Origin of the sequence: Streptomyces sp. NBC_01275, from assembly GCF_026340655.1 — a bacterium.
In the GTDB taxonomy this organism is placed as follows: Bacteria; Actinomycetota; Actinomycetes; order Streptomycetales; family Streptomycetaceae; genus Streptomyces.
On sequence record NZ_JAPEOZ010000001.1, the window covers coordinates 2,167,628 to 2,192,268 of the forward strand.

At 71.1% G+C, this 24,641-nt stretch carries 23 protein-coding genes and 1 pseudogene; 11 read left to right on the plus strand and 13 right to left on the minus strand.

Annotated features, from left to right (window positions below; all coding sequences use genetic code 11):
- Positions 1-15: 15 nt before the first annotated feature.
- Positions 16-1,320: an MFS transporter gene (locus tag OG562_RS09295; RefSeq protein WP_266395781.1), complete on the plus strand. Its 1,305-nt coding sequence runs from the start codon at positions 16-18 to the stop codon at positions 1,318-1,320.
- Here OG562_RS09295 and OG562_RS09300 read toward each other — a convergent pair.
- From OG562_RS09300 to OG562_RS09330, 7 genes are all read right to left on the minus strand, one after another.
- Positions 1,310-2,410 (minus strand): calcium:proton antiporter, encoded by a 1,101-nt coding sequence (locus tag OG562_RS09300; RefSeq protein ID WP_266395784.1) that lies wholly within the window; start codon positions 2,408-2,410, stop codon positions 1,310-1,312. The two genes, OG562_RS09295 and OG562_RS09300, sit on opposite strands and share 11 nt — an antisense overlap.
- A gap of 101 nt (positions 2,411-2,511) precedes the next feature.
- Entirely contained in the window at positions 2,512-2,826 is a 315-nt protein-coding gene (locus OG562_RS09305) for a hypothetical protein (RefSeq protein ID WP_266395786.1), read from the minus strand.
- A 126-nt stretch (positions 2,827-2,952) separates the two neighbouring features.
- Positions 2,953-3,954 (minus strand): TerC/Alx family metal homeostasis membrane protein, encoded by a 1,002-nt coding sequence (locus OG562_RS09310; RefSeq protein ID WP_266395787.1) that lies wholly within the window; start codon positions 3,952-3,954, stop codon positions 2,953-2,955.
- Positions 3,955-4,242: 288 nt separating this feature from the next.
- On the minus strand, positions 4,243-6,252 hold the full coding sequence (locus OG562_RS09315) for a TerD family protein (protein WP_266395789.1): 2,010 nt from the start codon (positions 6,250-6,252) through the stop codon (positions 4,243-4,245).
- Between the two features lie 58 nt (positions 6,253-6,310).
- Positions 6,311-6,889 (minus strand): TerD family protein, encoded by a 579-nt coding sequence (locus tag OG562_RS09320; protein WP_266395791.1) that lies wholly within the window; start codon positions 6,887-6,889, stop codon positions 6,311-6,313.
- 160 nt (positions 6,890-7,049) lie between these two features.
- Positions 7,050-9,194 (minus strand): excinuclease ABC subunit UvrB, encoded by a 2,145-nt coding sequence (uvrB, locus tag OG562_RS09325; RefSeq protein WP_266395793.1) that lies wholly within the window; start codon positions 9,192-9,194, stop codon positions 7,050-7,052.
- Positions 9,195-9,377: 183 nt separating this feature from the next.
- The gene (locus OG562_RS09330) at positions 9,378-10,244 is read right to left on the minus strand and encodes an MHYT domain-containing protein (protein WP_266395794.1); all 867 of its coding nucleotides are present in this window, start codon (positions 10,242-10,244) and stop codon (positions 9,378-9,380) included.
- A gap of 272 nt (positions 10,245-10,516) precedes the next feature.
- Here OG562_RS09330 and OG562_RS09335 point away from each other — a divergent pair, with 272 nt between their 5' ends.
- The 3 genes from OG562_RS09335 to OG562_RS09345 all read left to right on the plus strand — a co-directional run bounded on the left by OG562_RS09335 (position 10,517) and on the right by OG562_RS09345 (position 13,447).
- A complete protein-coding gene (locus OG562_RS09335) occupies positions 10,517-11,389 on the plus strand; it encodes a glycerophosphodiester phosphodiesterase family protein (RefSeq protein WP_266395796.1) in 873 nt (290 codons plus the stop codon).
- 40 nt (positions 11,390-11,429) lie between these two features.
- A complete protein-coding gene (locus OG562_RS09340) occupies positions 11,430-11,984 on the plus strand; it encodes a methylated-DNA--[protein]-cysteine S-methyltransferase (protein WP_266395798.1) in 555 nt (184 codons plus the stop codon).
- A gap of 170 nt (positions 11,985-12,154) precedes the next feature.
- Positions 12,155-13,447: an MFS transporter gene (locus OG562_RS09345; RefSeq protein WP_266395799.1), complete on the plus strand. Its 1,293-nt coding sequence runs from the start codon at positions 12,155-12,157 to the stop codon at positions 13,445-13,447.
- 30 nt (positions 13,448-13,477) lie between these two features.
- On the opposite strand, the gene OG562_RS09350 is transcribed toward OG562_RS09345, so the two are convergent.
- Complete coding sequence (locus OG562_RS09350; protein ID WP_266395800.1) at positions 13,478-13,906, minus strand: VOC family protein; 429 nt, start codon at positions 13,904-13,906, stop codon at positions 13,478-13,480.
- Positions 13,907-14,008: 102 nt separating this feature from the next.
- Here OG562_RS09350 and OG562_RS09355 point away from each other — a divergent pair, with 102 nt between their 5' ends.
- Both OG562_RS09355 and OG562_RS09360 read left to right on the plus strand, forming a co-directional pair.
- Entirely contained in the window at positions 14,009-14,914 is a 906-nt protein-coding gene (locus OG562_RS09355; RefSeq protein ID WP_266409125.1) for a pseudouridine-5'-phosphate glycosidase, read from the plus strand.
- On the plus strand, positions 14,911-15,894 hold the full coding sequence (locus tag OG562_RS09360) for a carbohydrate kinase family protein (protein WP_266395802.1): 984 nt from the start codon (positions 14,911-14,913) through the stop codon (positions 15,892-15,894). The genes OG562_RS09355 and OG562_RS09360 overlap by 4 nt, the downstream gene beginning before the upstream one ends.
- A gap of 224 nt (positions 15,895-16,118) precedes the next feature.
- Here the strand turns inward: OG562_RS09360 and OG562_RS09365 are convergent, their stop codons facing one another.
- A complete protein-coding gene (locus OG562_RS09365) occupies positions 16,119-16,913 on the minus strand; it encodes a methyltransferase domain-containing protein (protein WP_266395804.1) in 795 nt (264 codons plus the stop codon).
- A gap of 324 nt (positions 16,914-17,237) precedes the next feature.
- On the opposite strand from OG562_RS09365, the gene OG562_RS09370 reads away from it, so the two are divergent.
- Positions 17,238-18,365: a magnesium and cobalt transport protein CorA gene (locus OG562_RS09370; protein ID WP_266395805.1), complete on the plus strand. Its 1,128-nt coding sequence runs from the start codon at positions 17,238-17,240 to the stop codon at positions 18,363-18,365.
- A 31-nt stretch (positions 18,366-18,396) separates the two neighbouring features.
- Here the strand turns inward: OG562_RS09370 and OG562_RS09375 are convergent, their stop codons facing one another.
- From OG562_RS09375 to OG562_RS09385, 3 genes are all read right to left on the minus strand, one after another.
- Positions 18,397-18,834, minus strand: a complete 438-nt coding sequence (locus OG562_RS09375; RefSeq protein ID WP_266395807.1) for a PPOX class F420-dependent oxidoreductase — start codon at positions 18,832-18,834, stop codon at positions 18,397-18,399.
- Positions 18,835-18,902: 68 nt separating this feature from the next.
- A complete protein-coding gene (locus tag OG562_RS09380; protein ID WP_266395809.1) occupies positions 18,903-19,544 on the minus strand; it encodes a uridine kinase in 642 nt (213 codons plus the stop codon).
- Positions 19,469-19,966, minus strand: a complete 498-nt coding sequence (locus tag OG562_RS09385; protein ID WP_266395811.1) for a helix-turn-helix domain-containing protein — start codon at positions 19,964-19,966, stop codon at positions 19,469-19,471. Before OG562_RS09385 ends, OG562_RS09380 begins: the two co-directional genes overlap by 76 nt.
- 100 nt (positions 19,967-20,066) lie before the next feature.
- On the opposite strand from OG562_RS09385, the gene OG562_RS09390 reads away from it, so the two are divergent.
- From OG562_RS09390 to OG562_RS09405, 4 genes and pseudogenes are all read left to right on the plus strand, one after another.
- Positions 20,067-20,783 carry an NAD(P)-dependent oxidoreductase gene (locus tag OG562_RS09390; protein WP_266395812.1) on the plus strand — a complete coding sequence of 239 codons (717 nt, stop codon included), beginning with the start codon at positions 20,067-20,069 and terminating at the stop codon, positions 20,781-20,783.
- 31 nt (positions 20,784-20,814) lie between these two features.
- Positions 20,815-21,477: pseudogene (locus tag OG562_RS09395) on the plus strand (DUF2293 domain-containing protein); the annotation flags it as partial.
- 284 nt (positions 21,478-21,761) lie between these two features.
- Positions 21,762-22,241, plus strand: coding sequence for a DUF1772 domain-containing protein (locus tag OG562_RS09400; RefSeq protein ID WP_266395814.1), 480 nt, complete (start codon positions 21,762-21,764; stop codon positions 22,239-22,241).
- A gap of 155 nt (positions 22,242-22,396) precedes the next feature.
- The gene (locus OG562_RS09405) at positions 22,397-23,884 is read left to right on the plus strand and encodes a glutamate synthase subunit beta (protein ID WP_266395815.1); all 1,488 of its coding nucleotides are present in this window, start codon (positions 22,397-22,399) and stop codon (positions 23,882-23,884) included.
- 155 nt (positions 23,885-24,039) lie between these two features.
- On the opposite strand, the gene OG562_RS09410 is transcribed toward OG562_RS09405, so the two are convergent.
- On the minus strand, positions 24,040-24,624 hold the full coding sequence (locus tag OG562_RS09410; RefSeq protein WP_266395817.1) for a carboxymuconolactone decarboxylase family protein: 585 nt from the start codon (positions 24,622-24,624) through the stop codon (positions 24,040-24,042).
- Positions 24,625-24,641: the final 17 nt, after the last annotated feature.

Sequence of the window (24,641 nt, forward strand, 5' to 3'; positions counted from 1 at the left end):
GGTAGTTGACGCGGCATGCACGACGTACGCACCGTAAGGGCGCCCTCCATGCCGCGGCTCGCGGCCGCCTCGCTCGCCGGGACGGCCATCGAGTTCTACGACTTCTTCGTCTACGGGACCGCGGCCGCGCTGATCCTGGGGCCGCTGTTCTTCCCGACGTTCTCGCCGCTGGCGGGGACCCTGGCCGCGTTCGCGACGTTCGGCGTGGGCTTCGTCGCGCGGCCGCTGGGATCGGTGCTGTTCGGGCACATCGGGGACCGGCACGGACGCCGGCCGGTCCTGGTCGTCTCCCTGCTGGTGACCGGCGCCTCGACGGTCGCGGTCGGCTGCGTGCCGACGTACGACAGGATCGGTGTGGCCGCGCCCCTGCTCCTGCTCGTCCTGCGGTTTCTGCAGGGGTTGGGGCTCGGCGGGGAGTGGGGCGGGGCGGTACTGCTCACCGCCGAGCACGCGCCCGCCGAACGGCGCGGGCTGTGGTCGAGTTTTCCGCAGGTCGGACCCGCGGTGGGGTTCGTGCTCGCCAACGGGGTGGTGCTGGTGCTGTCGGCGACGCTGACCGAGGCGCAGTTCGCTCAGTGGGGGTGGCGGGTGCCGTTCTGGGCGGCCGGGATCCTCGCCGTGCTCGGGCTGTGGCTCAGGTCGTCGCTCCCGGAGAGCCCCCGGTTCCTGGAGATCGACGACCGCGCGCGCGTGCCGCTCGCCGAGGTCGCGCGCGACCACTGGCGGCTGGTCCTGCTGACCGCCGGCGCGCTCTCCGTCGGCTACGCGATCTTCTACGCCGTGACGACCTGGTCCCTGGCGTACGGGACGGAGCGGCTCGGGGTGAGCCGTACCGTCATGCTGACCTGCATCATGGCGGCCGTGGTGGTGAAGGGCTCGCTGACGCCGCTGGCGGCGATGCTCGGCGACCGTTTCGGCCGGCGCCCGCTGTGTCTCGTCGGATGCGCGGCGGCCGCGCTGTGGATGTTCCCGATGGTGGCGCTCCTGGCGACCGGTGCTCCGCTGCCGATGTTCCTCGGTTTCCTTGGCGCGCTGGTCGCCTTCGTGACGATGTTCGCCGTGATCGCGGCGTATCTGCCGGAGCTGTACGAGCCGCGCGTGCGCTGCACCGGGGCGGCGGTCGGCTACAACCTCGGCGGTGTCCTCGGGGGCGCGCTCACGCCGATCGTGGCGACGGCCCTCGCGGAGCGCTCGGGGCGTGTCCCGTGGGGGGTGGGCGCGTATCTGACGGGGATCGCGCTGCTCAGCCTGGGCTGCTTCGCGCTGCTGCCGGAGACGCGGCCGGCGCCGGTGGCCACGGCTCAGCCCGCTATGGATTGATCGCCAGCTCCAGATACGCCGCGAACAGCACGAGATGCACGCCGCCCTGCAACGGCGTCGCCCGGCCCGGCACCACCGTCAGCGAGCTCACCACGACGGTCAGCGCGAGCAGCACCATGTGGGTGGCGCCGAGACCGAGGACGAGCGGTCCGGAGAGCCAGACGGAGGCGAGGGCGACCGCCGGGATGGTCAGGCCGATGCTGGCCATCGCCGAGCCGAGCGCGAGGTTGAGGCTGGTCTGCACCCGGTCGCGGCGGGCGGAGCGCAGCGCGGCGATCGTCTCGGGGAGCAGCACGAGCAGCGCGATGATCACACCGACGACGGCAGGGTGCAGGCCGGCCGCCTCGACTCCGGACTCGATCGTGGGCGAGACCCCCTTGGCGAGTCCCACCACGCCGATCAGGGCCACTCCGAGCAGCCCGAGGCTGATCAGGGCGGTCCGGGAGGCGGGCGCGTCGGCGTGGTCGTCCGCGGTGATCACGTCGCCCTGCCGGGTGATCGGCAGGAAGTAGTCGCGGTGCCGGATGGTCTGGGTCGCCACGAACAGGCCGTACAGAATGAGCGAGGACAGTGCGGCGAAGGTGAGCTGGACGGTGGAGAACTCCGGGCCCGGTTTGCTGGTGGTGAAGGTCGGCAGGACCAGGCTGAGCGTGGCGAGGGTCGCGACGGTCGCGAGCGCGGCGCCGGTGCCCTCGGGGTTGAAGATCGCCGTGCCGTGGCGCAGGGAGGCGACCAGGAGGCTCAGGCCGACGATGCCGTTGCAGGTGATCATCACGGCCGCGAAGACCGTGTCCCTGGCCAGCGTCGAGCTCTTGTCGCCGCCGTCCGCCATCAGGGTGACGATCAGGGCGACCTCGATGATCGTCACGGCGACCGCTAAGACGAGGGAGCCGAAGGGCTCGCCGACCCGGTGGGCGACGACCTCGGCGTGGTGCACGGCGGCCAGGACGGCTCCGGCGAGGACCACGGTCACCAGCGCGACGACCGCCGCGGGCAGGTCGCGGCCCCAGGTCAGGGCCAGCAGGACGATCGCGAGCACCGGCACGAGGGACGTCCACCGGCTTGTGAGCGACCTGAGCCGAGCGATCATGGAGCCGATCGTCGCAGAGCCGCAGGGGCTTCGCATTCCGGCCTCGTACGAGCGGCAGGGGGCCCGGCGTCGGGCGCGGGCCCCCTGCACGCCCGGCGTGGTTACGTGAAGTCGGCCGTGTCCTCGACGTCGCAGTCGGTGAAGGTCGGGGGCTTGGTGCAGAGCGCGGCCATCTGTTGCGCGAACTTGCTCGTCTCCGGGGCTTCGCTGTTGCGCATGGCGGTCTCGTGGGACTCGAACTCGATCACCACGAGGTAGCGGTTCGGCTGATTCCTGTCCTTGAGGACGAGGCGGCGCGCGGGGCCGTCGGCACTGTCCTTGAGGCCCTGCTCCCCTGCCTCGGCCAAGGCCCGCATCTCGTCGATGCGGTCGGTCTCGAACTCGACGATCTGTACGAACCGCTGCGGTGTGCCCATGGTGCCTCCACCCGGATCCGGCGTCCCCGGGTGGAAACGCCCGGTGTCCAACGAAGCACCGGGAGCGGTGGTCGGCAATTCACCGCGCACCGCTCCCGGGGGTGGTTGTTCCTACGTCGTCCGTGGTCAGGCCTCGATGCTGTCCTTCGGAGCGCCTTCGCTCGCCGACTGCGCCGCCTCGGCCGCCGCCTGCTTCTTGGACGCCCACAGGCTGGTGATCGTGGTGACGATCAGGACGGCGCAGATCACGCCGAGGGAGACCGGGATGCTGATCTCGGGGACATGGACCCCGGACTCGTGCATCGCGTGCAGCACCAGCTTCACGCCGATGAAGCCCAGGATGATCGACAGGCCGTAGCTGAGGTGGACCAGCTTCCTCAGCAGACCGCCGATGAGGAAGTACAGCTGCCGGAGGCCCATGAGGGCGAACGCGTTGGCCGTGAAGACGATGTACGGGTCCTGCGTGAGGCCGAAGATCGCGGGGATGGAGTCGAGGGCGAAGAGCACGTCGGTGGTGCCGATCGCGAGCATGACGACCAGCATCGGGGTCATGACCCGCTTGCCGTTCTGCTCGATCCACAGCTTGGTGCCGTGGTAGCGGTCGGCGACACCGAAGCGGCGCTCTGCCGCCTTGAGCAGCTTGTTCTCCTCGAACTCCTCGTCCTCGTCGTCGGCCCGGGCCTCCTGGATGAGCTTCCAGGCGGTCCAGATCAGGAACGCGCCGAAGAGGTAGAAGACCCATGCGAAGCTGGCGAGGATCGCGGCGCCCGCGGCGATGAAGATTGCCCGCAGGACCAGGGCTATGAGGACGCCGACGAGCAGGACCCGCTGCTGGTACTGCGACGGGACCGCGAACTTCGCCATGATCAGGACGAAGACGAAGAGATTGTCGACGCTGAGCGACTTCTCGGTGATGAAGCCGGCGAAGAACTCTCCGCCCGCCTCACCGCTGCCGAAGACGAGCAGCCCGAGCCCGAAGAGCCCGGCGAGGGCGATCCAGACGACGGTCCAGATGCCGGCTTCCTTGATCGACACGTCGTGCGGCTTACGGCCGATGAAGAAATCGACCGCGATGAGGGCGGCAAGGCCCACGATGGTGAGGACCCATAGGGTCACGGAAACATTCACTGCGCCTCCGGCAGTACGTAACGGCAAGTGACCAGCGTCGTCGCGCTGCCGGAGGTCTCTTCCACCCCGGGCCCCGGCGCGCGGGAAGCGCGTGGAGCCACACGGGCCGACGCCCCGGGATCAGGCCTGATCCGTATTGACGGGTACGCCGCACAGACAGGGAGTACTCCCCTCCGTACGAATGACAGTACCCCAATCACCAAGGAAAGGTAAAGCGATTGGTAAAAGAAAGACCAAACTTGCAGGTCAGATGGCTTTACGTGTGCTTGGTAAAGTCGTTGGCGTGGGTCACTGGGGCCAGGAGCGGCGGGCCGCGGCGACCTGGGCGAGGACCTGCTGGAGCACCTCGCTGCCGGGCGGCACGAGCGACGGCTCGTACGTCCAGGCGTGCCCCACCCACGGGTCGGCAAGGTGGTCGTCGGGCACCGGGGTCAGGCGCAGGAGCCCGCGCCACAGCGGGTCCAGCAACGGTCCGTAACCCTCGGCGTCCTCCCGGTCGGCGACCATCATCAGGTGGACGCCGACGGCGGGGCCCTCGTCGGCGAGATAGCGCAGCTGGTTCACCGCGCGGTCGTCGAAACCGTGCGGGAAGTCGTTGACGACCAGAAGCTGCTGAGACGTGTCGAAGCCGGGCGGGAGCGAGTCGGCCGCGCCACCGCGAATCGCCATCTGGACCAGGTCGACGCGCTGGGTGAGCCGGCCCAGCACCTCCGCCACGCCCGCGGCGCCGACGGCGGGCGGGGCCGCGAGCACCCCGGTCCGGACCAGGGGCGCGAGCGCCTGAGCACCCGAACCGGCCGGGTCGATGACGTGCACGGTGAACTCGCCCACCGGATGCACGGCCAGCAGCCGGGCCGTGTGCGCCACGGCCGACTCCATGGCCAGCCGCCGCAGGTCGTGGGCGTCGGCGAACGATCCGTCGGACGACCCCGACCGACCGCCGTCGATCCACAGCCCGCGTTCGAGCGGAAGGCGGACCAGCATCGGAATGCGCAGTGGGTCGCTCTCGGGCAGATGGAGGTCGCCCAGGCGCAGCGCCATCGGCATCTCCATGGGGACGCGGTACGCGTGCCAGACCGGGTTGTCCCAGCTCGCGTACGCCACGGGCAGCGCCGGTTCGACGACGTCCGCCTCGGCGGTGAGCTGGACGAGGTCCCGTTCCAGGGCCTCCCGGGCCTGGTCCACGAGCTGGATGTGCTTGCTCTGGGCCGCCTCGCGGGCCGCGTCGCCCTGACCGCCGATCCGACTGCGCGGGTCGGACAGGACCTGGTCGAGCTCCTTCTCCATGCGCGTGTCGGCGAAGTCGACGGCACTGCGATAGGCGGCCGTGCTGCGAGCCAGGTCCTCGAACATGCCCCAGACCTGGTTGTAGAGCCGCTCCTCCATGGACCAGCCGGTCGCGTCCCCCGCGACGGGCGGGGCGGGCTGCCCCGGCTGGGCCGGGGGCGCGGTGGGCGGGGGCGGCGGCGGGGCCGCGTTCTGCCGCCGCGGGTGGCTGTAGTCGATCGGGCCGCCGGCGGGTGCCGCGGGCGGCGTCGGCTGAGGGGCGGCGGAGGGATCCGTCGGTGTGGAGCCCGTCGGGTAGCCCGGGCCCGCCCCCGTGGCGCCCTGCGGGCTCTGCGGGCTCTGGGGGCCCTGTGCGCCGTACGGGGAGCCGTTCTGGTCCGGGCCCAGTGCGGACGCGGCCGCCTGCCGGGAGCGGTCGCCTTCGGCCGTACGCGGCGGCGGGGCCGGCACCGAGCGGGCCAGGCCCTGCGCCACCGCCTCGTTGATGCCGGCCGCGAGCTGGTGCGCCTGCGGCAGCCTCTGGTCGGTGAGGAGCTCGGCGAGGCCGCCCGCGTAGCCCTGGCCGACGGCGCGCACCTTCCAGACGCCCTGGCGGCGGTAGAGCTCCAGGGCGACGACGGCCGACTCGGCGTCCAGACCCGTGAGGGTGAAGGTGGCGACCTCGGCGCCGTCGAGACCCGTGACGGCGACGGAGGGGGCCGGGACGCAGCCGAAGCTCGTCGGCCCCGCGACGCCCATGGGCAGAGCCAACAGGACGCTCACGCGGTGCACGGCCGCCGGCATGGCGTCGAGGTCCACCGCGAGCCGGTGGTCGGCGGCCGCCTGCCGGGAGACTTCGAGACCGGGCAGCGTGGGGGCGCCCGGGTGGGCCACCCATTCCACGCCCTGGACCTGGCCGCCCTCGTCGCCGAGGGTGGCCGCGGCCACGATCGGCGTGCCGGCCGAGACCCTGATCTCGAGGCGGACCTGGGAGAGCGGGTGGTTCTGTCCCCGCACCAGCTCGGCCGTCATCGCCTGTCGTCCCCCTGTGTCGCGTGTGTTGTTGTCGTGTGGCGCTCGGCCGGCCGCCTTACAGCACCGGCAGGATCGCGGGCATCAGGTCCTGGAAGGTACGGCCGTTGGCCGGAACGCCCAGAGCCGTCATCGCCCAGCCCGTGCCCGACCGGTGCACCTTGGCCATGATCTGCGCCGTGTAGTTCCCGCCGCCCGCGAGCGTGTAACGGGCGAGCTCCTGGCCGTTGGTCTCGTCGACCAGTCGGCAGAACGCGTTCTGCACCTCCTGGAACGTCTGGCCGGTGAACGAGTTCACCGTGAAGACGATCTGGTCGATGTGGACCGGGACGCGCGCGAGGTCGACGAGGATCGCCTCGTCGTCGCCGCCCTGGCCGACACCGCCCACGAGGTTGTCACCGGTGTGACGCACGGAGCCGTCGTCGCTCACCAGGTGACGGAAGAAGACGACGTCGACCGGCTGCTTGTCCGCGAAGAGGACGGCGGAGGCGTCGAGGTCGATCTCCCGGGTGCGGGAGCCGAACAGGCCGCGCCGGGGGGCCGCCTGCCAGCCGAGACCCATGCGTACCGCGGTCAGGCTGCCTCCGTCGTTCTTCTGCAGACTGATGGCCTGACCCTTGGTCATGTTGACGGTCACGCGCTGATTCCCCTCTCGGACTGTCCCCTGTTGCCGCGGTGTCCGCGGTTGACGAAAACCCTACGCAAGAGCACTGACAGTGCCGTACCCAGGCCCGCACTTTGTGTCGGTCTTGCAACACAGCATGTGCGCGGCCCGGGCACAGGAACGCACGCGCGCCTCAGGCGAGCCCTGCCTCCCTCATCTGGCGCAGTTCCTTCTTCATCTCCGACACCTCGTCGCGGATCCGGGCGGCGACCTCGAACTGGAGGTCTGCCGCCGCGGCCCGCATACGCTCCGTCATCTCCTCGATCTGCTCGGCGAGTTCGGCCGCGGGACGGTCGGTGGGAACCGTCTCCTTGGCCTTGCCCTTGGCGGTCTTGGACTTCGCGCCCTTGGCCGCCTTGTCGCCGAGGGACGGCACGGGGGCCTTGGTGCCCCGTCCGTCCTTCTTCGCGCGGTAGCCCGAGCCGAGCAACTGCTCGGTGTCGACCTCCTCCCGGGCGATCTGCGCGACGATGTCGTTGATCTTCTTGCGCAGCGGCTGTGGGTCGATGCCCTTCGCCTTGTTGTAGGCGACCTGCTTCTCCCGGCGGCGGTTGGTCTCGTCGATGGCCCGTTCCATCGCCGGGGTGATCTTGTCGGCGTACATGTGGACCTGGCCGGAGACGTTGCGCGCCGCGCGGCCGATGGTCTGGATCAGCGAGGTGCCGGAGCGCAGGAAGCCCTCCTTGTCGGCGTCGAGAATCGCCACCAGGGACACCTCGGGCAGGTCGAGGCCCTCACGCAGCAGGTTGATGCCGACCAGGACGTCGAACTCGCCGCTGCGCAGCTCGCGCAGGAGCTCGATGCGGCGCAGCGTGTCGACGTCGCTGTGCAGGTAGCGCACCTGGATGCCGAGTTCGAGGAAGTAGTCCGTCAGGTCCTCGGCCATCTTCTTGGTCAGCGTGGTGACCAGGACCCGCTCGTCCTTCTCGGTGCGCGTGCGGATCTCGTGCACCAGGTCGTCGATCTGCCCCTCCGTGGGCTTGACGACGACCTCCGGGTCGATGAGGCCGGTGGGGCGGATGATCTGCTCGACGACGCCGTCACCGCGCGAGAGCTCGTACTTGCCGGGCGTGGCCGACAGGTAGACGGTCTGCCCGATGCGCTCCTGGAACTCCTCCCACTTCAGCGGGCGGTTGTCGAGCGCGGAGGGCAGCCGGAAGCCGTGGTCGACGAGGGTGCGCTTGCGGGAGGCGTCGCCCTCGTACATGGCGCCGATCTGCGGGACGGTGTTGTGGGACTCGTCGATGACGAGCAGGAAGTCGTCCGGGAAGTAGTCGATCAGGGTGTTGGGCGGGGAGCCGGGCTCGCGGCCGTCGAAGTGCATCGAGTAGTTCTCCACGCCGGAGCAGCTGCCGATCTGGCGGAGCATCTCGAGGTCGTACGTGGTGCGCATCCGCAGGCGCTGGGCCTCCAGGAGCTTGCCCTGCTTCTCCAAGTCGGCCAGGCGCTCCCCCAGCTCCTTCTCGATGTCGTTGGCCGCCCGCTCCAGGCGCTCGGGTCCGGCGACGTAGTGGGAGGCCGGGAAGATGTACAGGTGCTCGTCGTCGCTGATGATCTCTCCGGTGAGCGGGTGCAGCGTGGAGAGTGCCTCGATCTCGTCGCCGAACATCTCGATGCGGACGGCGAGCTCCTCGTAGACCGGGAAGATCTCGATGGTGTCGCCGCGCACGCGGAAGGTGCCGCGGGTGAAGGCCAGGTCGTTGCGCGTGTACTGGATGTCGACGAAGCGGCGCAGCAGCTGGTCCCGGTCGAGTTCGTCGCCGACCTTGAGGGGGACCATGCGGTCCACGTACTCCTGCGGAGTACCCAGGCCGTAGATGCAGGAGACCGAGGCGACCACGATGACGTCCCGGCGGGTGAGCAGCGAGTTGGTCGCGGAGTGGCGCAGACGCTCGACCTCCTCGTTGATCGAGGAGTCCTTCTCGATGTAGGTGTCCGACTGCGGGACGTACGCCTCGGGCTGGTAGTAGTCGTAGTACGAGACGAAGTATTCGACCGCGTTGTTCGGCAGCAGTTCGCGGAACTCGTTCGCCAGCTGGGCGGCCAGGGTCTTGTTCGGCGCCATCACCAGGGTGGGGCGCTGGAGCTTCTCGATCATCCACGCGGTGGTGGCGGACTTGCCGGTACCGGTCGCGCCGAGCAGGACGACGTCCCTCTCACCGGCCTCGACGCGCTTGGCCAGCTCCGCGATGGCCGCAGGCTGGTCACCGCTGGGCTGGTAGGGACTGACGACCTCGAAGGGCGCCACCGTGCGTTCGATGTGGGAAACGGGCCGCATGCCATCCACCGTACGACCCCCCACTGACAACGGGGCCGGATGAGGGGTTCCGCGGGACTGGACGCGGGGTTTTCGCGGCTGCGGGGCCCGGATGCCGCGGGGGAAGGGCTCAGCAGGCCTCCACTTACGGAACCAGCAGTTCCGCCGGTGAGGGACGCGGCAGGTCTGCTCCGTGGGGAGTGCTCAGCGGTTCTGGGGGGTGCGGGACGCTCGGTGCGCCACCTTGCGGCGGGTGTGGAGGTGGGCGCGGCGTGAGGGGTGCGGGGCGGGCGGGTGGGCCGGGACGCCGGGCTTGTGCTCGACGGGGGTCCAGTCGGGCTTGCCCATGACCATCAGCGGGTCGAACAGCACGACGACGCCCGCGAGGCAGAGGAAGGCGAGAGGGCCGATCAGCATGGGTGCGACGAGCCCGGCGGGCGAGTCGCCCGCGCTCGGAGTGCCGTCGGTGTGCAGATGGGCGCTCAGGGCGGCCATGCCCGTGTAGTGCATGCCCGTGACGGCCAGCCCCATCACCAGGCTGGCGCCCACGCTCCACAGAAAGCCCCTGACCTGTCCCGCGGCCCACAGGGCGGCGGTGGCGGCGGCCATGGCTATGGCGACGGAGCAGGCGACGGTGAGCGTGTTGTACTCGAACGTGCCGTTGAAGCGCATGCCGGCCATGCCCAGGTAGTGCATCGACGCGATGCCCAGGCCGGTGATGGTGCCCCCGGTGAACAGCGCGGTTCCGGTCGCGCCCTTGTAGCCGACGATGAAGATCCCGACGCCCACCATGACGACGGCGATGGCCAGGCTGGCGTAGGTCATCGGTTTGTCGTAGTGGATCGGGGCCCCCGCGACCGAGAAGCCCATCATCGCGATGAAGTGCATGGTCCAAATGCCGGAGCCGATCGCGGCCGAGCCCAGGGCGAGCCATCCGGGGCGCCAGGAGTGGGCGACCAGCAGGGCTCTGGTGGTGCAGCGCAGACCGAGGGCGCCGCCGAGGCAGGCCATGACATAGGCCACCAGCGGCGTGACGAGTCCGTAGCTGAATCCGTCGACCGTGCCTTGCATGCGCGGTTGCCCTTCCGCCCTGTCGGACTTCCCTTGAGCCTCGCCCCTCCCAGGGCCGCACGCGCGGCCAAGGCTGAGAGAGAGTATGACTCCCACCGGAATGGTCGAACGATTTTCCGGCAAAGAAACACGCACTCGCCCCACATGTGCGGCACCCGTGAGCAGCCCTCGCGTGCTCCCTTTCATTCTGTCGTCATCAGACGCCCCCTCCGTCGTTGACTCTGTGCTGTCACAGTTGAGCCGTACGTGATCGCACGACGCGAGGAGTACACATGCACGCGCGCGCAGTTGCCGCCACGACCACCGCGCTCCTGGGCGCCATCGCCCTTCTGCTCCCCGTCCACGACGCCCGAGCAGGCAGCACCGCCCGGCCCTCGGTGATCGCCCACCGAGGCGCCTCCGCCTACGCCCCGGAGAACACCCTCAGCGCCGTCGACGAGGCCGCGGCGCTGGGCATCCTGTGGGTGGAGAACGACGTCCAGCGCACCAAGGACGGCGAGCTCGTGGTGATCCACGACGACAGTCTGCGTCGTACGACCGACGCCGAGGAGGTCTTTCCCGACCGTGCTCCCTGGAAGGTGAAGGACTTCACCGCGGCCGAGATCGCACGCCTCGACGCGGGCAGCTGGTTCGGCGCCGCGTACGCGGGCGCGCGCGTGCCGACGCTGACGGCGTACGTCGACCGAGTGGAGCACAACCACCAGAAGCTGCTGCTGGAGATCAAGAACCCCGAGCTGTACCCGGGGATCGAACAGCAGACCCTGAAGCTCCTGGGCAACGAGGGCTGGCTCGACCAGCGGCATCTCGTCGGCCGACTGATCGTGCAGAGCTTCAGCGCCGGCAGCCTGCGCACCGTCCACGACCTGAAGCCGGGGGTGCGGACGGGGCTGCTCGGCAAGCCGGCCGCGGCGGACCTGCCCGACTACGCGGGCTTCGCCGACCTGATCAACCCGTCCGTCGCCTCACTGTCCCGGGACTACGTCTCCGCCGTGCACGCGCTCACCGGACCGCACGGGAAGCCGATGGAGGTCTTCGCCTGGACCGTCGACGACGCTCCCACCGCCCTGACCGTCGCCGGGTACGGGGTCGACGGTGTCATCACCAACAGGCCCGACGTGGTGCGGCGGACCCTGTACTGGTACTGACGCCCCGGGCATTGTCAGTGGCAGGCCGTACGGTGGGCGCATGGACAGCCATGGGCAGGACGAGCAGCAGGTCGTGTGGAGCGTCGTCGGCACCGACATCGGTCCGCTGCTGCTGGCCGCGACCCGCGCCGGCCTGGTCAACGTCGTGTTCCACGCCACCGACGCGGTGCGCGACAAGGCGCTCGGCCGACTCGCGGAGCGGCTGGGCACGGAGCCCGTCGAGGCGCCCGACTCCCCGCTGCTGGCCGAGGCGATACGGCAGGTCGACGCCTACTTCGCCGGTGCCAGGCGTGATTTCGAACTGCCGCTCGACTGGTCGCTGATCTCGGGCTTCAACCGGCAGGTGCTGCGCGAACTGGCCTCCGGCGTCCCGTACGGGGCGGTCGTCGGCTACGGCGATCTGGCCCACCGGGTGGGGCAGCCCGGCGCGGCGCAGGCGGTGGGAACGGCGATGGGCGCCAACCCTCTGCCGGTCGTCGTGCCCTGCCACCGGGTCGTCGAGAGGGACGGCGGCATCGGCGGCTTCGGGGGCGGTCTGGAGACCAAGCGGAAGCTGCTCGCGCTGGAAGGGGTCCTGCCCGAGCCGCTGTTCTGAGGGGCTGGGCCGCGGGACTGTCCTGAGGGGCTGGGCCGCGGGACTGTTCCGATGGGCTGTTCTACGGGACTCTTCCGAGGTCTGGGCGGGGCGGACGGCAGGGGGGAGACTGCGCCGGTGACCACCATTCACACGCGTCGGCACAGCCACGGAGCATCGGGGTACGGGCCGTGACCGCCGTCGAGCGCTCCACCGTGGCGCCCGTCGGCGCCGAGTCGCTGCCGGCCCTGCGGCGCCGTACGACCGCGGTCCTGGTCACGAGCCAGATCCTCGGCGGGCTCGGCGTCGCCACCGGCATCGCGCTGGCCTCCGTACTGGCCCGGCAGGTCAGCGGTACCGAGGCGCTGTCCGGGCTGGCGCCCACCGCGACCGTCACCGGTACGGCCGTGCTGTCGATGCCGATGGCCGCCCTGATGACCGCGCGCGGCCGTCGGCCGGGGCTGGTGCTGGCCTATCTCGTGGGCGCCCTGGGCGCCGGGGTCGTCGTGGTGGCGGCGCGGATCGGAAGCTTTCCGCTGCTGCTGGGCGGCATGGCCGCCTTCGGCGCGGCCTCGTCGGCCAACCTGCAGGCTCGGTTCGCGGCCGCCGACCTGGCGGAGCCGCAGCGACGGGCCCGCGCCATCTCCCACGTCGTCTGGGCGACCACCCTCGGTGCGGTCGTGGGCCCGAACATCGCCGCGCCCGCCGGCCGCAGCGTCTCAGGGCTCGGGATACCCGCGACGGCGGGTCCGTTCCTGTGGGCGGCCGGGATCTTCGTCATGGCGGCGGTCGTCGTGGCGGTCCTGCTGCGCCCGGATCCGCTGCTGACGGCGCGGGCGCTCGCTCCGGAGGACGAGAGCTCCCCCGAGGCCCGTTCCCTGCGCGCCGGTCTGTCGGCCGTCGCCGCCTCGCCCCGTGCGCGGCTCGCGCTGACGACGGTGGCCGTGTCGCACACGGCGATGGTCTCGGTCATGTCGATGACTCCGGTCGACCTCTCCCACCACGGGGCAGGGATCGATCTGATCGGACTGGTCATCAGCGGGCACATCGCGGGCATGTACGCCTTCGCGCCCCTGATGGGACGGCTCGCGGACCGGGTGGGGCGACTGTCCGTGACAGGGCTCGCGGCGGGGCTGCTGGCCTGTGCGCTGTTCCTGGCCGGGACGGCAGGCGGCCGTCCCGGCCAGACCGCGATCGGTCTCTTCGTGCTCGGCCTGGGCTGGTCGGCCGGGCTGGTGTCCGGTTCCGCACTGCTGACGGACGCGGTGCCGCAGTCCGCGCGGGCCGCCGCGCAGGGCTTCTCCGACCTCGCCATGAACACCTCGGCGGGCCTCGGCGGGGCGATCGCCGGGCTCGTCGTCGCGAAGGCGAGCTACGCCTGGCTGAATCTCGCCGCGGCGTCTCTGCTCGTCCCGCTGGCCGCCCTGGTGCTGCTCACCCGGGTCAGAGGCGTCCCCGCCGACGGGACGCCGACGGGCGGCTGAGGAAGCGGGCGTGGCCGCCTCCGGCGTACGTCAGTCGTAGTGCCGTGCCTCGAAGACGTTGCCGTCCGGGTCGCGGAAGTAGAAGCTCCGGGTGGCCTTGCCGCGGGCTCCGAAGGAGCCGTGGGCGATGTCCGAGACGGGGACGGAGCGTTCCTCCAGGCGGGCGCGGAGCGCGTCGAAGCCGTCGGACGGCAGGGCGAGGCAGACGTGGTTCACGGGGTGTCCCGAACTGTCCGCGGCGCCGGGGAGCATGGTCATGCGCTCCGCCGTGGCCAGCGGCATGAGGTCCAGAAGGGCCTCGTCGTTGATGCGTACGGAGGGAAACGGCGCCTCGCTCTCGGCGTACTCGCGGAGCCTGACCGGTTCCAGGCCGACGGCGTCCTCGTAGAAGTGTGCCGCGGCGACCGGATCGCGCACCCAGAGGACGATGTGGTCGAGACGTGCCGTGTTGTCCGTCATGCATTCCAGGCTGGTGTCCTCCCCCACAGGTGGCAAGGGTTTGACCGGGCGCGCCGCCCGCCAGAGATGAGGGGAGACCGAAGGACAGGAGGCGGGCGCGTGGTGCTGGTGGTGTCGGAAGAGGTACGGGAAGCGGTCGACGCGCGTCGACCCGTGGTGGCCCTGGAGTCCACGATCATCGCCCACGGGCTGCCGCGCCCGCGCAACCTGCAGGTGGCGCTGGAACTCGAGGCGGTGGTCCGCGCGGAGGGCGCCGTCCCGGCGACGATCGCCGTGCTGGACGGGCGGCCCCATGTGGGCCTGGACAAGGAGCAGTTGGAGCGGGTCGCCAACGAGGACGGCATCCGCAAGCTGGGCCATCGCGACCTGCCGCTCGCGGTGGCCTCGGGCGCGAGCGGGGCGACCACGGTGTCGGCGACGGCGCTGCTGGCGGCGCTGGCGGGCGTGCGGGTGTTCGCGACGGGCGGGCTCGGCGGGGTGCACCGGGAGTGGACGGTCACCCAGGACGAGTCGGCCGACCTGGGGCTGCTGGCGCGCACCCGGATCACGGTGGTGTGCGCGGGAGTGAAGTCGATCCTGGACGTTCCGGCGACCCTGCAGCGGCTGGAGACGCTGGGCGTCGCCGTCGCCGGGTACGGCACGGACCGCTTCCCCGGCTTCTATCTGTCCGACTCGGGGCATCCGGTGGACTGGACGCTGGAGACTCCGGAGCAGGTGGCCGCCGTGATGCGGGCCCAGGACGCGCTCGGGGTGCCGGAGTCGACGCTGATCGTCGCCAACCCGGTCCCCGAGGAGGAGCAGTTGGATCCCGCACTGCACGCGCGCGTGCTCACCGACGCGCTGCACGCGTGCGAGGAGGCGGGCGTCAGCGGCCAGGGCGTCACCCCGTTCCTGCTCGACTACCTGGTGCGGCACACCGACGGGGCGTCCCTGAGCGCCAACCTGGCGGCGGTGCGCGGCAATGTGCGGCTGGCGGGGCGGATCGCGTCGGCGTGGGCCGGGGCGTGACGGATCGGCGGGCGGCCGGAGCGGAAGACGGGGGCCCGTCGGGCGGGGCGTTGCTGGTCGTCGGGGACGTCGTGACGGACGTGGTCGCCCGGCACCGAGGGCCGCTGGCCTCGGGGACGGACACGGCCGCCGTGATCCGGACCGTGCCGGGCGGCGCGGGCGCCAACGTGGCGTGCTGGGCGGCCCACGGGGGGTGTGCGGACGTACGGCTGCTCGGCCGGGTGGGCGCGGACGCGGTGGCCTGGCACGAACGGGAGCTGATCGCCTGCGGGGTGCGGCCCCGGCTGGTCGTCGACCCGCAGGCGTCGACCGGGACGGTGATCTGCCTGGTCGACGCGGGGGCCGCGGCCGAGCGTACGTTCCTCACCGACAGCGGCGCCTCCCTGCGGCTCGAGCCCGCCGACTGGTCGGAGGGCCTTCTGGACGGAGTCGGGCGGCTGCACCTGTCGGGCTACCTGCTGTTCTCCGAATCCGGGCGCGAGCTGGTGCGGACGGCGCTGGCGTCGGCACGCGCGCGTGGGGTTCCGGTGAGCCTCGATCCGGCCTCGGCGGGCTTCCTGGTGGACCTGGGCGTCGACCGCTTCCTGGCCCTCGTTCAAGGGGTGGACGTGCTGCTGCCCAGTCGTGACGAGGCGTGTCTGCTCACCGGGTTGCACGACGGGGCAGGCGCGGCGGCCGAACTGAGCCGGCGCATCCCGCTGGTGGTGGCCAAGCAGGGCGCGGACGGCGCGCTGGTGGCCCGCAACGGCACCGTGCTCACCCACGTCCCCGCCGTACCGGCGACGCCCCGGGACACGACGGGTGCCGGGGACGCCTTCACGGGCGCGTTCCTCGCCGCCCTCCTCGCGGGAACCGAGCCCGCAGCCGCGGCGGCCGAGGGGTGCCGGGCGGGGGCGCGAGCGGTGGAACGGGTGGGCGGCAGACCTCCCGCGCTCGACGAGGACACGGCATCGAGGGAGCGCGCGGCACGCTTCGGCTGAGAGGAAGGGTGAAGGAGTGGGGAGGAGAAGGAAGTGGGGAGGGGGAGGCGGACCGCCCGCAAGAACGGCAGCTGCGCGCCCCGCCCGCCCCTGAGACGCGAACCTTCGTGACCGGCAGCCCGGGACAACCCGTGCCCGAACCCCCGGACGACCAGTGCCCCGAAGCCCGGAGCGGCCCGTGCCTCGAAGTCCCCGGCCCGTGCCTCGAAGTCCCGGTCGGTCCCCTACTCCTTCCGTCCCCACGCCGAGATCATCGGAGCCGTGGCCAGGTCCATGCTGCCGGAGGCGACGTGGGCGAGGTGTCGGTCGATCTCGGCGTCGGTCGCGAGGCCGGCGGTGACGAGTCGGTCGCGGATCTGGCGGACCGTCGCGGATTCCAGGGCGGCGCAGGCCGGCGAGGTGACCGGGAAATAGGCGTCGGCCTCGACCCGGTGCAACCCGGCCTCGCGGAGCAGACGCGGGAGCTTACGGCCGTAGGAGAGGTCGGCGCCGCGGTCCGCGAGGAGTGTGCGGAAGCCGTGCCGCAGCCGGTTGGCCAGCTGCTGTTCCGGGCCGTGCTCGTCGGGGCAGAGCAAGGGCTGCAGGGCGGGGTCGGCATCCTCGACCAGGAGCCGTCCGCCGGGGCGCAAAGCCCTGACCATCGACCGCAACGCCCGCTCCCGGTCGGGCACATGGACCAGGACGAGCCGGGCGTGGACCAGGTCGAAGCTCTCCCCGGGCGGCTCCTCGACGCCGACGTCGTGGACGCGTACCTCGACCGGCGGGCGGGCGGCCGGGGCCAGCTGGGTGGTGTCGATGTCGGTCGCGACGACCTTGCCGGTCGGTCCGACCTTCTTCGCCAGCCAGGACACCACGGAGGTGCCGCCCGCGCCGACCTCCCAGCAGCGCCAGCCGGGGCCGATGCCGAGCTCTTCGAGGTGGCGGAACGTCGTGGGGTCGAAGAGGGCTGCGAAGGCGTCGAAGCGTTCCCTCGCCTCGTTCTGCCGGTTGTCGAGGAGATACCCGTCGGTTCGCGTCATACAGCGATCATCCCAGTTGTCCGGCTTGTCGGAGGCGGTCGACGCGACCGGATCGGGACAGGGATCGCGGGTGGCGGTGACGTTCCCGACCACCGGGAACCCTGGTCCGGCAAGGCCGTGAAACCGTGTCGCGAGGGCCTGGAAACCGTGTCCGGGAAGGCCGGGAATCCGTCTCGCGTGCCGTCCGAAACACCTTTGTCCACAGGCGGGAACAAAGCGGAACCTTCCCTTTCCACAGGCTTACCCACGGCATACGCGAGCCTGGCAGACTTGCCGGGCAGGCGCAGGAATGCGGCGCGAGGAGCTGTACGCAAGGAGATCCAGATGACCATGGCAGGGAATCTGCGGAAGGTCACCGGCCTCGGAAGGGTCGGCGGCCTACGCAAGGTGGCGCGGTTGGGCCGACGGCGTGCGCGCGTCGACCTGAGTCACCACGCACGCTCCCCGCTGGGTTCCTCCGTGGTGAACTGCGTGACGTATCAGGAGGGCGTCCGGGCCACCGTCGGCACGGATCTGGTCGACACGGTGGAGCGGGTCCGCAAGAGCGGCCACGGCTTCGTCTGGCTGGGCCTCCATGAGCCGACGAACGACGAGTTCGCGGGCATCGCGGAGCTCTTCGACCTGCATCCGCTGGCGGTCGAGGACGCCGTCGAGGCCCATCAGCGTCCGAAGGTCGAGCGGTACGGCGAGACGCTGTTCGCAGTGTTCAAAACGGTCTGCTACGTCGAGCACGAGGAGCTCACGGCGACGAGCGAGGTGGTCAACACCGGCGAGATCATGGTGTTCGTCGGCCGGGACTTCGTCGTCACGGTGCGGCACGGACGGCATGGCTCGCTGGGCCCGCTGCGCGAGGAGCTGGAGTCCGATCCGGGTCAGCTCGCCAAGGGGCCGTCGGCGGTGCTGCACGCCATCGCGGACCATGTCGTCGACGACTATCTCAACGTGATCGACTCCGTACAGGGGGACATCGACCAGGTCGAGGCGGACGTCTTCGCCGAGAACGGCGCACGGGCCGACCCGGGGCGCATCTACCAGCTCAAGCGTGAACTCCTGGAGCTGAAGCGGGCGGTGGTGCCGCTGAAGCGCCCGCTGCTGGATCTCGCCGACCGGCCGGTGCGGGTGGTCGACCCGGAGATACAGGCGTACTTCCGGGACGTCTCCGACCATCTGCTGCGAGCCACGGAACAGATCGCCGCCTTCGACGAGCTGCTCAACTCGATTCTGCAGGCGCACCTGGCGCAGGTCACCGTCGCGCAGAACGAGGACATGCGGAAGATCACGGCCTGGGCCGCGGTGATCGCGGTGCCGACGATGGTCTGCGGCGTGTACGGCATGAACTTCGATCACATGCCGGAGCTGCACTGGAAGTTCGGCTATCCGTTGATCCTCGGCGTGATATCCGCGGCGTGCCTGGTGCTGTACCGCGGCTTCCGTCGCAACGGCTGGCTCTGAACGACCGTTGCGACGGGCGTGAGCCCCACACTCAGGGGCTCAGGCGCTCAGCAGAGAACCCCACAACCTTCCGCGGGACGATGCGGATGATCACGCGTACCTCCTCGTCCTTCTCCGCGGGCGGGTCGATGCCGAGGTACTTGTGCGAGAGCTCGTGCGGAAGCCGCTTGTCGGGGTCCGGGAGGATCTCGGCGGTGCCGCGGATCTCGACCGAGGTGTAGGGGTTGGCGAGGTCGTAGACCGACAGGCTGACGCGGGGGTCGCGGCGGAGGTTGCGGACCTTCTGGCGTCCTTCGGTGGAGGAGAAGAGGACGGTGTCGCCCTCGCGTTTGATCCAGACCACCGAGTTCTGCGGGGCTCCGTCGGGGCCGAGGGTGGCGACGCCGGCGAAGTTCCTGCCGTCGAGGAGGTCACGGACCGAGTCGTCGAAGGGAACGGGCGAGGCAGGAGTGCTTGCGGGGATCGGCATGACCGCCAGCCTAGTTATATGCGCGTGCATTTAAAAGCGGTTCGACGGATCTCCTGATCAATGCCGGATCAACCGCTCCACGCCGGGTGGCGCGGGTCGTCCGCACGGACGACCACGTCTGCCGTGGCCGCCGGGTCGGTCTCCTGCGTGTAGCTGTCGAAGGCGGGCAGCGTCCACTGCTCGGCCTCCGGAGTGCGCCGCCGCAGGGCCGCCGGGGAAAGGAGGACGTGAACGGTCAGATCGAAGGGGAACCAGTGGCGCAGAAGGAGGGGGCCGTGCAGCAACAGAAAGCCACCGGGCGGGAGTTGAACGTAGGAACTACGAGTGGCGCGGTCGGTGACAGGGTCCCAGAGATCGGGCAGGATCCGTCCGTCGCCACCGGGTTCGAGGGGGCCGAACACCTCGCGCCACAGCGCGCCGGTGTCGAACCAGCCGTTGTAGTAGGCCTCCACGTCGTGGCGGCCGTACTCCAGGCGGAGGGAGGCCGGACGCAGGAAGCCGTGCGTGTCCACGACATGAGAAGGCCGGCCGCGTATGCGCAGCGCTTCGGCGACGCGGTCGGCGAGCTCTCCCGGGCGGGCCGCCGGGGCGCCGTCGAAGGCGATGCGCGGCCAGGGGCTGCCGTCGTCGGGCTTCAGGTCGAGCAGTCGCTCGGCGAGGAGGTCGCCGAGCCGTTCCCAGGTGATCGCTTCGAGTCGCACACGGCCCATGATGCGTCAGACGCCGACCCGGACGCGTCGGGCTCGTGGGCGCTGCGGGCGGCGAGCAGCTGTGGAAGGTGGGTCGCGCTCCAGGCGCGGGCCGCGTCGAGGAGGGGGACGAGAGTACGGCCGAGAGGGGTGAGGGCGTATTCGACTCGAGGCGGGTTCTCGTCATACGCCGTACGGGTCAGCAGACCGTCGCGTTCCATCGCGCGAAGGGTCTCGCTGAGGACCTTGGCGGTGATGGCCCTGAGCGGGACGCGCAGTTCGGTGAAGCGGCGCGGGCCGCCCTCAAGACAGCGGATGACCATGCCGGTCCACTTGTCACCGACGCGAAAGGGCATCGCCGACGACGGGCAGACGGGGTCGAACAGGTCGGGGTCGAGCGGAGCGGGCTGTGCACCGTCGGTACGGGCCGGCACGTCGGTCATCCGCCGAGGTTAGCGCCGATACCGTTGCGGTAACCGGCCCCCCGGCTCCTAACGTCCGGGGCGGGCGCCGAAATCCGGTGCCCGAAAAAGGGGGTTGGCCATGGCTGGGATCGTCGTCCTCGGAGCCGGCGGACGGGCCGGGCGAGCAGTGACGGCGGAGGCGCGCCGACGCGGGCTGACCGTGACGGCCGCGGTACGGGACCCGGAGCGGTACGCGGGACTCGGGGCGCCCGGCGTCACGGTGGTCCGCGGTGACGTCCTCGACCGCCGGTCGGTCGAGGACGTCGCGGGCGGCCACATCGCCGCGGTGCAGGCGGTGTCCCCGTTCAGCGGGCCGGAACAGGGGTTCGCCACGCTCGACCCGGCCTTCTTCGTGAAAGCCGCGGACGCGCTGCTCGACGGACTGGCGGACGCGCGGGTACGGCGGCTCGTCGCCGTGGGACTGTTCGCGAACCTGCTGGGACCGGACGGACGGCCGGTCATGGACGATCCGACGGCGTTCCCGCCGGAGATACGGCCGTTCGCCCTGGCGCACACGGCAGGTCTCGCCCGGCTGCGGAAAGCAGGGAACGGTGACGTCGACTGGGTGATGCTCACACCCGGCGGCGGACTGGAAGCGGACGGCCCACGCACCGGACGCCACCGATTCGGCGACGAGCGGATGCCCGACGGGATCCCCGGGCTGTCGTACGCGGACCTCGCGGCAGCGGTACTGGACGAGATCGAGAAGCCGACACTGCACCGCACGCGGGTGTCGGTGTACGGCCCCAGAAGGAAGGAGAAGGAGAAGGCACAGGAGAACGCGAAGGCCACGTAGTGACGCCCCCACCAGGGGGAATGAAGCCTCTATGACAGCCCTGGCAACTCCCCCGCACCGTACCGAGCTTCTCGTCGTCCAACCGCTTCGGCGCAGGCACTGCGCGGGATGCCGTCGTGGGCCGATGCGGATGCTGGTCCAGGAGGACGGAGGACCGCGCTGCCTCGACTGCGCCGATCTCGGACACCTGGTGTTCCTGCCGCGCGGCGACACCGCGCTGACGCGCAGGTCGCGGGAGGAGAGCACGCTGTCCGCGGTGGTGCTGCGGTTCAACCGGCGCAAGGGGCGGTACGAGCGGCAGGGCGTCCTCGTCGAGGAGGCGGGGCTCGCCCGGGCCGAGGAACGGTGCCTGGCGGACGCCGAGGCACGGCGGCGGCGCCGGGTCCGGGACGCCCGGCGGCGGGCCGCGGAGGACCTGCGGTTCGCGGAGGCGTTCGCGACGGAGATCCTGCGGCTCTTTCCCGGCTGCCCGGGAGACCGGGCACGCGCGATCGCCGCTCACGCCTCGGCGCGCGGCAGCGGGCGGGTGGGACGCAGCGCGGCCGGGCGGGCGCTGTCCGAAGGGGCGGTCGTCTCCGCGGTCGTGGCGTCCGTACGGCACCTGGACACGCCGTACGACGCACTGCTGATGAGCGGGGTGCCCCGGCACGAGGCGAGACGGCGGATCGCGGCGGAGGTGGAGGGGCGGGTGCGGGGGTGGCGGGAGGGGCGGGGTGGGGGGAGGGGGGGAGGGGGCCCGCCCCCCCCTAGGACAGCCCCCATGGCCAGGCCCATAGGCAGGCCCATAGGCCAGGCCCCCAGGCAGGACACTCCTCCCCAGGACAGCCCTCCAGGACAGCCCTCCAGGACAGCCCCACAGACGCCCGAGCATGTCCCCGTGAGCCATGGCCATGGTCACCGATCATGTCCGGCGTTTCACTTGAGGTGACGGGCCGTACCCGGCAGGATCTCCGCTCTACACGGGGAGTTGACGTAGTCATGATCGATGGACCGTATCTGGTGCTCGCGCTGGTGGGCGCACTGGCGACGGGGCTGATGGCCGGGGTCTTCTGCGCCTTCTCGCTGCTGGTCATGCGGGGCCTGGCCGCGCTGCCGCCCGCGCAGGGCGTCGCGGTGATGAACGCGATCAACACCTCGGCGATGACGCCGGCGTTCATGGTCCTCTTCCTGGGCTCGGCGGTGGTGTGCGCGGTGATCGCGGTGGTGACGTTCGTGCTGTGGCCGGACGACGGGACGGTTCACCTGCTGCTGGGCAGCGCGCTGTATCTGTTCGGTTCGTTCGGTGTGACCGTGGTGGCGAACGTGCCGCGCAACGACACGCTGATGAAGCTGGAGCCGGGCACGCCGGAGGCCGCCGCGTACTGGCCGACGTATGTGCGGGAGTGGACGAGGTGGAACCACGTGCGGGCGGTCGCGTCCGCGACCGCGTCGATCGTGTACGTCCTCGCCCTGATCTGAGCGGACGGACCGGAGTGAGCACGGACGGAAAAGAGCACGGACGGGAGAAAGCGCTGTCCGCCCGCTCTGCGTGTGTGGCCGACGGGACGTATCGTGGCCGAAAGAGTGCCGCCCGATGACGCACGGCCTGTCGCACGTAGGCAAGGAAGACGGCCATGGCCGATCCCAAGGGATTCATGACCACGCCTCGCCGGGACTGGCCCCGCAGGCCCGTCGAAGAGCGGGTCCGGGACTGGGACGAGGTGTACGTCCCCGGGGCGCTGCTGCCCCTCATCAGCAAGCAGGCCGACCGCTGCATGGACTGCGGCATACCGTTCTGCCATGACGCCTGTCCGCTGGGGAACCTGATCCCCGAGTGGAACGATCTGGTGTCGCGGGAGGACTGGCGGGCGGCGAGCGACCGGTTGCACGCGACGAACAACTTCCCTGAGTTCACCGGGCGGTTGTGTCCGGCGCCGTGCGAGGCGGGCTGTGTGCTCGCCATCAACCAGCCGGCCGTCACGATCAAGAACGTCGAGGTCGCCATCGCGGACCGGGCCTGGGCGGACGGGTTCGCGCCGCCGCGGCCGCCGGACCGGCTCTCCGGGAAGACGGTGGCGGTGATCGGCTCCGGACCCACCGGACTGGCCGCGGCGCAGCAGCTGACCCGTGCCGGGCACACGGTCGCCGTCTACGAGAAGGACGACCGGATCGGCGGCCTGATGCGGTACGGCATTCCCGAGTTCAAGCTGGAGAAGCGCCATCTGGAGCGGCGGATCGAGCAGATGCGGGCGGAGGGCACGAAGTTCCGTACGTCGACGACGATCGGGCGGGATGTCATGGCCGCGGATCTGCGGACCCGCTACGACGCCGTGGTGATCGCCACGGGGGCCACCGAGTGGCGGGAACTGCACGTTCCGGGGCGGGAGTTGACCGGTATCCATCAGGCGATGGAGTACCTGCCGCTGGCCAACCGGGTGTGCGAGGGGGATCTGGAGTCCTCCCCGATGTCGGCCGCCGGACGGCACGTCGTCATCGTCGGCGGCGGTGACACGGGAGCGGACTGTCTGGGCACGGCGGTGCGGGAAGGCGCCGCGTCCGTGACCCAGCTGGACATCTATGCGCAGCCCGGCGCGGAGCGCGACGAGGACGTGGACCCCTGGCCGACGTATCCGAAGCTCTATCGGCTGTCGGCGGCGCACGAGGAGGCGCGTGACCTGGAGTCCGCGCCGGCGGCGGACGCGGACGCGCGCCTGTTCGCGGCGTCCACGCTCCGTTTCACCGGCGACGAGAGCGGGCATGTGCGGTCGCTGCATCTCGTCGAGGTCGACGCGCGGCGGCGGCCGGTGGCGGACACCGGCCGGGCGCTGCCCGCCGACCTCGTGCTGCTCGCCCTCGGCTTCTCCGGGCCCGACCGGGAGGACGGGCTCGTGGAGCAGCTCGGGCTGGCGCTGGATCCGCGCGGCACGATCGCCCGGGACGGCGGCTTCGCGACGAACGTCCCCGGGGTGTTCGCCGCGGGGGACGCGGCGCGCGGGCAGTCGTTGATCGTCTGGGCGATCGCGGAGGGGCGGGCGGTGGCGGCGGCCGTCGACCGTCATCTGACGGGGAGTTCCCGACTGCCGACGCCGATCGGGCCGTACGACCGTCCCATGACCGTGTAGGAGACATGGAGGCCCGGGTTCACCAAGGCGAGGAGGCGCGGGTTCACCCAGGCGAGGAGGCCCGGGTTCACCCAGACATGGAGGCCCGGGTTCGCCCAGGCGAGGAGGCCCGGATCCGCAGAGGCCGGAGGCCCGCGGAGACCCAGGGCCTGCGTTCAGCGGCGTTCGTCCGTCCCTGCGACCTTCCCCGTCGCCAGGGCCACCCGGTTCCAGGTGTTGATCGTGCAGATCAGGGCCAGCACCTGGGCCAGTTCCTGGTCGTCGAAGCGGGCGGCGGCCTCGGCGTAGACGTCGTCGGGGACTCCCGCGTCGGCCACCAGGGTGACCGCTTCCGTCAGGGCCAGGGCGGCCTGTTCCTTCTCGGTGAAGAAGTGGCGGGCCTCGCGCCAGACGGCGACGAGGTGCAGCCGGTCCTCGCTCTCGCCGGCCTTGCGGGCGTCGCCCGTGTGCATGTGCAGGCAGTAGGCGCAGTGGTTGAGGTGCGAGGCGCGGATCTGGATCAGTTCGACGAGGGCCGGGTCGAGGCCCTCGCGTGCGGCGGCGTCGAAGCCGATGAGGGCGCGGAAGGCCTTCCTGGCGGACTTCCCGAAGTCCAGCCGGGTCCGCGCGGCCTCGGCGGCGGCGATCGCCGCGGCGGGAGCGGCGGTCGTAGCAGCAGTCGCAGAAGTCGCAGAAGCGGTCGTAGCAGCGGCGTTCGTCGTGTCGATCGTGTTCGTCGTGTCGATCGTGTTCGTCGTCATGTCCTTCAACCTACGGG

Excerpts from the sequence above, each read along its gene's own strand:
- OG562_RS09295 (WP_266395781.1), top strand. The coding sequence starts at position 16 with ATGCACGACGTACGCACCGTAAGGGCGCCCTCCATGCCGCGGCTCGCG.
- OG562_RS09300 (WP_266395784.1), bottom strand. The coding sequence starts at position 2,410 with ATGATCGCTCGGCTCAGGTCGCTCACAAGCCGGTGGACGTCCCTCGTG.
- OG562_RS09305 (WP_266395786.1), bottom strand. The coding sequence starts at position 2,826 with ATGGGCACACCGCAGCGGTTCGTACAGATCGTCGAGTTCGAGACCGAC.
- OG562_RS09315 (WP_266395789.1), bottom strand. The coding sequence starts at position 6,252 with ATGACGGCCGAGCTGGTGCGGGGACAGAACCACCCGCTCTCCCAGGTC.
- uvrB (WP_266395793.1), bottom strand. The coding sequence starts at position 9,194 with ATGCGGCCCGTTTCCCACATCGAACGCACGGTGGCGCCCTTCGAGGTC.
- OG562_RS09330 (WP_266395794.1), bottom strand. The coding sequence starts at position 10,244 with ATGCAAGGCACGGTCGACGGATTCAGCTACGGACTCGTCACGCCGCTG.
- OG562_RS09335 (WP_266395796.1), top strand. The coding sequence starts at position 10,517 with ATGCACGCGCGCGCAGTTGCCGCCACGACCACCGCGCTCCTGGGCGCC.
- OG562_RS09340 (WP_266395798.1), top strand. The coding sequence starts at position 11,430 with ATGGACAGCCATGGGCAGGACGAGCAGCAGGTCGTGTGGAGCGTCGTC.
- OG562_RS09350 (WP_266395800.1), bottom strand. The coding sequence starts at position 13,906 with ATGACGGACAACACGGCACGTCTCGACCACATCGTCCTCTGGGTGCGC.
- OG562_RS09365 (WP_266395804.1), bottom strand. The coding sequence starts at position 16,913 with ATGACGCGAACCGACGGGTATCTCCTCGACAACCGGCAGAACGAGGCG.
- OG562_RS09370 (WP_266395805.1), top strand. The coding sequence starts at position 17,238 with ATGACCATGGCAGGGAATCTGCGGAAGGTCACCGGCCTCGGAAGGGTC.
- OG562_RS09375 (WP_266395807.1), bottom strand. The coding sequence starts at position 18,834 with ATGCCGATCCCCGCAAGCACTCCTGCCTCGCCCGTTCCCTTCGACGAC.
- OG562_RS09380 (WP_266395809.1), bottom strand. The coding sequence starts at position 19,544 with ATGGGCCGTGTGCGACTCGAAGCGATCACCTGGGAACGGCTCGGCGAC.
- OG562_RS09385 (WP_266395811.1), bottom strand. The coding sequence starts at position 19,966 with ATGACCGACGTGCCGGCCCGTACCGACGGTGCACAGCCCGCTCCGCTC.
- OG562_RS09390 (WP_266395812.1), top strand. The coding sequence starts at position 20,067 with ATGGCTGGGATCGTCGTCCTCGGAGCCGGCGGACGGGCCGGGCGAGCA.
- OG562_RS09400 (WP_266395814.1), top strand. The coding sequence starts at position 21,762 with ATGATCGATGGACCGTATCTGGTGCTCGCGCTGGTGGGCGCACTGGCG.
- OG562_RS09405 (WP_266395815.1), top strand. The coding sequence starts at position 22,397 with ATGGCCGATCCCAAGGGATTCATGACCACGCCTCGCCGGGACTGGCCC.
- OG562_RS09410 (WP_266395817.1), bottom strand. The coding sequence starts at position 24,624 with ATGACGACGAACACGATCGACACGACGAACACGATCGACACGACGAAC.